Below are 5,093 nucleotides of genomic sequence, written 5' to 3'. Positions count from 1 at the left end.
CACAACCCGCTACGGGGGAGACTTACCCGAAATCTGATTTATTCAACAAAGCCGTGACTTGATGATGAGTGTTACGTAAATTTATTGAAAATTACAGATAAGGGTTAATTATGAACATGTTCATCAAAGGAATGGCGTCAGCAGCGGCAGTAATGATCTTTGCCCCAACAGTGGCGCTGGCTGCTGATGGAAAAGTGACCTTCAATGGTGAAATTATTACTAATACCTGTACTGTCATCAGCGGTGATAAAAATAAAATTGTCACACTACCCACTGTTCAGGTGTCTGCATTGTCTGCCGCGAATCAAACTGCGGGGACAACACCTTTCACTATTGGTCTTGAAAATTGTGCAAGTGCTTCAGATGTTTCGGTCTATTTTGAACCGAATGAATATGTCTCAACGGAGGGGCGACTAAAAAATACCATTCCTGCTGATGACTCTAATAAGGGCGCGAATAATGTTGATATCGAACTACTGAATAATAATCATGGTGTAATTGACCTTGCAAACCAAACCATTGATCCAACGACCGGAAAAGTCACGGGTGGTAACTCAACGGTCGTGACGCCTGTCGATGGTTCTGCGACACTGCCTTTCTATGCACGTTACTTTGCGACAAATGCCGCTGAGGCTGGGAAAGTGAGTTCCTACGTGAACTTCACTATCGTTTATCCGTAAGACGTTAAGGCAGCTCCGGCAGGGGCTGCCTGCTCAGAGAACAGGGAGATGTTGAAATATGACTCGTTACTTTTTTATGTTTCTTTTATTCGTATATATACCTTTCGCGAATGCAAATATTGTCATTGATGGGACCAGAGTGATCTTTCCATCTGACCGGAAAGAGGTATCAGTCAGAGTCACTAATTCAGGGGATATGCCGTCACTGACGCAAGCATGGGTTGATGGTGGCACAATACAAAATAATACAGGCAAAGACATGGCGCCTTTTGTGGTTCTGCCGCCGATTATTCGTGTTGAACCAGGAAAAGGACAGACCTATCGTCTGGTTTTTAGCGGCGCCTCGCATCCACAAGATCGTGAGTCATTGTACTGGTTTAACATGTTAGATATACCGCCAGAGCCTAAAAACAGTCAAGGTAGCAACTATTTACAGTTATCGATTCGTTCACGTATTAAGTTATTTTATCGTCCGATAACATTAAAGGGAAATGTCAGCGAGGCTGCCAAATCTTTAACCTGGGAATTTCACAATGATAATAACACACTCTTTGTGAATAACCCATCTCCATGGTACATCACCATTGATAGCATCACGATTAATGGGAATAAACAACCTGCTGGTATGGTGGCGCCATTTTCAACGATGAGCATAAATAATAAAGAGCATACACTGAAAGCCATGCCAGGTAAGTTCAGCTTCACAACCATCAATGATTATGGTGCTATTGTGACTCATAATTATCCTCAGTAAAGGACATTATTATGAAACTCATGGAGATCAATGTTGGGTTAATAATAATAATACCATGGGGTGTTGCATGGTCAGAAGACGCATTTAATTTCAATAGTGCGCATTTGCATAACGCGACACATATCGATCTCCAGAAATTTAAGTATGGTAATCCGATGAATGTCGGGAAGTATCGCAGTAAGCTTTACTTAAATGGTTCGTATGCGAGCGAAGTTGAATTCGAGCTACAGAAGGTGGGAGAAAAAATTGAGCCCTGCATAACACCAGTATTATTTAGAGTGATGAGGCTTAAAGATAAAACGTGGCCAGAAAAGGCTTCATGTCTCCAGTTATCGCAGATCAATGCTGGCATTTCATGGCATTATGACGTCGGGGAGAATGCGTTAAATTTAACCATCCCGCAGGCGTTACAAAAACCGAAGTATCGAGGCGAGATTAATCCTGAGAGTATCGATGTTGGTGTTCCAGCAGCAGTATTACGTTATCAGGCGAATAGTTATCAGAGCATCAATCATGGCGATAGTCATAATTACAGTTATGTCGGGCTTGATGGTAGTTTTCGCGCTTACGGCTGGCGCTTTTACCACCAGTCTAGTTATCAGGCAAATGATAACGATACTCAGTGGGATAATATTTCGACATACGCCGAGAAAAGCCTTTTCGATTTGAGCTCAACCCTTAGGCTCGGGCAGGGATGGACAGATGGCACCTTCTTCGACAGCGTCAGCTTCGTGGGCGCCAGGGTTGCGACTGACAAACGGATGCTGCCAGGGTCACGACGTGGTTTTGCACCCACGGTAACGGGAATCGCCAGGACAAACGCGCGCGTAACCGTCACTCAAAATGGTTCCTTACTCTATGAGGCCAGCGTTCCGCCAGGTAAATTCTCCTTTGCGGACCTTTATCCAACGAATTCAGGTGGCGACCTGATCGTGACGATTCATGAGGCCGATGGCAGCCAGGACACGTTTACTGTGCCTTATGCTTCCATACCTGGCCTGGTTCGTAAGGAGGCGCTGTATTACGATTTGTCGATGGGATATCTGGATGACAGCTATATCTCAAACCGGCCGGGATTCGGAGAATTAACTCTGCAGTATGGTTTTAATGACTATATTAGCGGCTATATGGGGGTAAATGGAACCGATGGGTATTACTCCACTCTTGTCGGTAGTGCATTAAATACTTACTGGGGAGCACTGGCTGTCGATGTTTCGCGTTCCTCCTGGAGAACTGTTGAAAATGACTGGCTGGATGGGTATCGCTGGCGCGTTTCGGCAACAAAATCATTGACCAGTGATACCCGAGTTACCTTAACAATGAGTCACAGTAACGATGCAAGGTATATTTCAATTCGTGATGCGGCATCGGCTAATGACCATGACAACTATACTTACCGCGAAATGACAAAGTATACAGCCAATCTATCGCAACAATTCGGCGGCGGTAGCTTGTCATTTTATGGCATATGGAGTGAAAACTGGAAGCATGGTACCTATCACTCCTATCAGCTAGGATATTCGAATAATTATAAACGCCTGGGCTACTATATCTATGCACAGAAAAGTCAGGATGCTAACCATAAAAATAACCAAATAGTCGGAATTTCTTTCTCTATACCTATTAGCGGTAATGGCAATATTCATACTCGTTTCAATTATGACAAGAATAACGGCAACCAGTTACAAGCGACTTATACTGGGAGTCGGGGTGAAAAGAACGAACTCAGCTATGGCCTGACGACAAGTTACGATATGCCAAAGGAAGGGGGCCATGAGAGTTCCATTGGAGCAAACGGTAGTTACCGAACTCATTATGCCTATCTGAATACGAGCGCCAGCGCCGGCAAGAATCAACAGCAGTACTCCCTTGGGACTTCCGGCGCGTTAGTTGCGCATGAAGGAGGGGTGATTGCGACACCTGATATTGGTGAAACATTCGCCATTGTACAGGCCCCTAAGGCTGCCGGTGCAACGGTGGCCAACCGTATTGGACGTCCAGTGGATAATCGTGGTTACACCATTATCCCTTATCTGAACCCATTTACAGAAAACTGGCTGGATCTCGATCCGCAAGGAATTAGCGATCAAGTTGAGATCGTATCAAGTAGCACGGTCGTCGTTCCTGACTCAGGCGCGGCCGTGAAGGTAAAATTTGCGACCCGTACTGGCTACCCATGGTTTGCCAATGTCACGCTCAGTGATGGTAATACGCCGCCATTGGGTGCTGAGGTCTTTGACAGCAAAGAAATAGCCATCGGGGCCGTGGGACAAGGAGGGCTGCTATATGCCAGAGTCCCGGACATCAAGGGGGTTTTACATGTGGTCTGGGGCGAAAATAGTGTTCAGCGTTGCCAGCTTGCGTATTCCGTTAATCAACAGACCAGCCGAAACCTTTGCAAATAGATGATTAAGGAAGACAAAAAATGAAAAGAGAAATGATACTAGGGTTATCTGTTTTCCTGTATCTAGGATATATCCCCACAATACTTGCATGCGTGATGACCAGTGGTAAAACAATTGAATATAGCGTCAATCTGAGTAATAAATATTTTACAGCAGATGTGCTTAATCGCCAGCCTGGAGATTTATTATTCACCTATGGCGGCATGACTCTGACCAATAATACGGAATGGAATATAACTTGTAGTGGTTCAGAACCGAGTGGCTACAATAGTATTGGTGGCGCTCCCGTTGGACCGGCTTATCAAAGCAAGCCAGGATATGTTTACAGTATCGATCGTCTACCGGGGATTGGTTACAGTTTTCAAATGGGTGAACAGGATGGTATTGATTTCGATTCCCTTTTTATGCCTTATCCAACAGCACGCCCCTTTTCTGGGGGCAGGTATTTTAATTCAGAAAGCAAAAAACCCACTATTTATTTTTGGCGCATTCCTGATACCAGCGGTTTACCACCTCCAGGCCAGTATTGCCTGAATGATTATCTCGGTGATATTTATCTTGAGGGGGTCAACGCTTTAAAGTTTAGTGTAAAAGGATTGTGCATTACGGTAAAGTCCCCAACCTGCAAAATCAGTAACGCTGATATTAAAGTTAATTTGGGAAGACACAATAGGTCCGTATTTATGGGGCCTGGGAGTACCACCAATATGGTACCGTTCAATATAGATCTTACCACCTGCGAGAATGTTGGTAACATCTTTATGCAATTTAATGCAACGGCTGATGGTAATCAAGCGGCAAACGGTATTATAAAAATAGATGATAGTGGTGATGATAGTTCCGCGACCGGGGTTGGAGTCCAGGTATTAAAAAATAGCGTCCCGATAGTGTTGAATGAACCTGCGACAATCTGGTCGGGAAGTAAAGGTAGTGAGTCGGCCTACAGTTTCCAGTATCAGGCAAGATACATTCAGACTGAATCGACGGTTACCGCCGGTCAGGCGAATGCGAGTGCGACGTTTGTGGTTACCTATAATTAAGAAGTGGCGCCGGGTAATGATACCAACTTGTTGATTTCGTATTTTCACTGACACTAGGATTATCCTGATGTTACAAGGATTGAATGACTACAGATTAAAATAGTTATCAACAAGTTGACAGCATTACCGCCTATCTCTTATCTGGAGATACAGCGGTAATGGGGCTTTGTTGAATAAATCAGATTTCGGGTAAGTCTCCCCCGTAGCGGGTTGT

The 5,093-nt window shown here is 44.6% G+C and carries 4 protein-coding genes; all 4 read left to right on the top strand.

Features of this window, described 5'->3' with window-relative positions; all coding sequences use genetic code 11:
• The first annotated feature begins 110 nt into the window (after positions 1 to 110).
• From ABLV54_RS12815 to ABLV54_RS12800, 4 genes are read left to right on the top strand one after another with little or no spacing between them, the layout of a single operon-like run.
• Positions 111 to 680 (top strand): fimbrial protein, encoded by a 570-nt coding sequence (locus tag ABLV54_RS12815; RefSeq protein ID WP_136023549.1) that lies wholly within the window; start codon positions 111 to 113, stop codon positions 678 to 680.
• Positions 681 to 738: 58 nt separating this feature from the next.
• Positions 739 to 1,434, top strand: coding sequence for a molecular chaperone (locus ABLV54_RS12810; protein WP_348814173.1), 696 nt, complete (start codon positions 739 to 741; stop codon positions 1,432 to 1,434).
• 11 nt (positions 1,435 to 1,445) lie between these two features.
• Complete coding sequence (locus tag ABLV54_RS12805) at positions 1,446 to 3,839, top strand: fimbria/pilus outer membrane usher protein (protein WP_348814172.1); 2,394 nt, start codon at positions 1,446 to 1,448, stop codon at positions 3,837 to 3,839.
• Between the two features lie 20 nt (positions 3,840 to 3,859).
• Positions 3,860 to 4,879 (top strand): fimbrial protein, encoded by a 1,020-nt coding sequence (locus ABLV54_RS12800; protein ID WP_134896616.1) that lies wholly within the window; start codon positions 3,860 to 3,862, stop codon positions 4,877 to 4,879.
• Positions 4,880 to 5,093 lie beyond the last annotated feature (214 nt).

The organism is Klebsiella sp. JB_Kp042, assembly GCF_040065275.1.
GTDB classification, from domain to species: domain Bacteria; phylum Pseudomonadota; class Gammaproteobacteria; order Enterobacterales; family Enterobacteriaceae; genus Klebsiella; species Klebsiella quasipneumoniae.
Note: the sequence above shows the minus strand (reverse complement) of the source record. Positions and strands in the feature narration are given on the sequence as shown.

What these genes read in the sequence shown, in the direction of transcription:
- ABLV54_RS12815 (WP_136023549.1), top strand. Translation starts at nt 111, where the DNA reads ATGAACATGTTCATCAAAGGAATGGCGTCAGCAGCGGCAGTAATGATC.
- ABLV54_RS12810 (WP_348814173.1), top strand. Translation starts at nt 739, where the DNA reads ATGACTCGTTACTTTTTTATGTTTCTTTTATTCGTATATATACCTTTC.
- ABLV54_RS12805 (WP_348814172.1), top strand. Translation starts at nt 1,446, where the DNA reads ATGAAACTCATGGAGATCAATGTTGGGTTAATAATAATAATACCATGG.
- ABLV54_RS12800 (WP_134896616.1), top strand. Translation starts at nt 3,860, where the DNA reads ATGAAAAGAGAAATGATACTAGGGTTATCTGTTTTCCTGTATCTAGGA.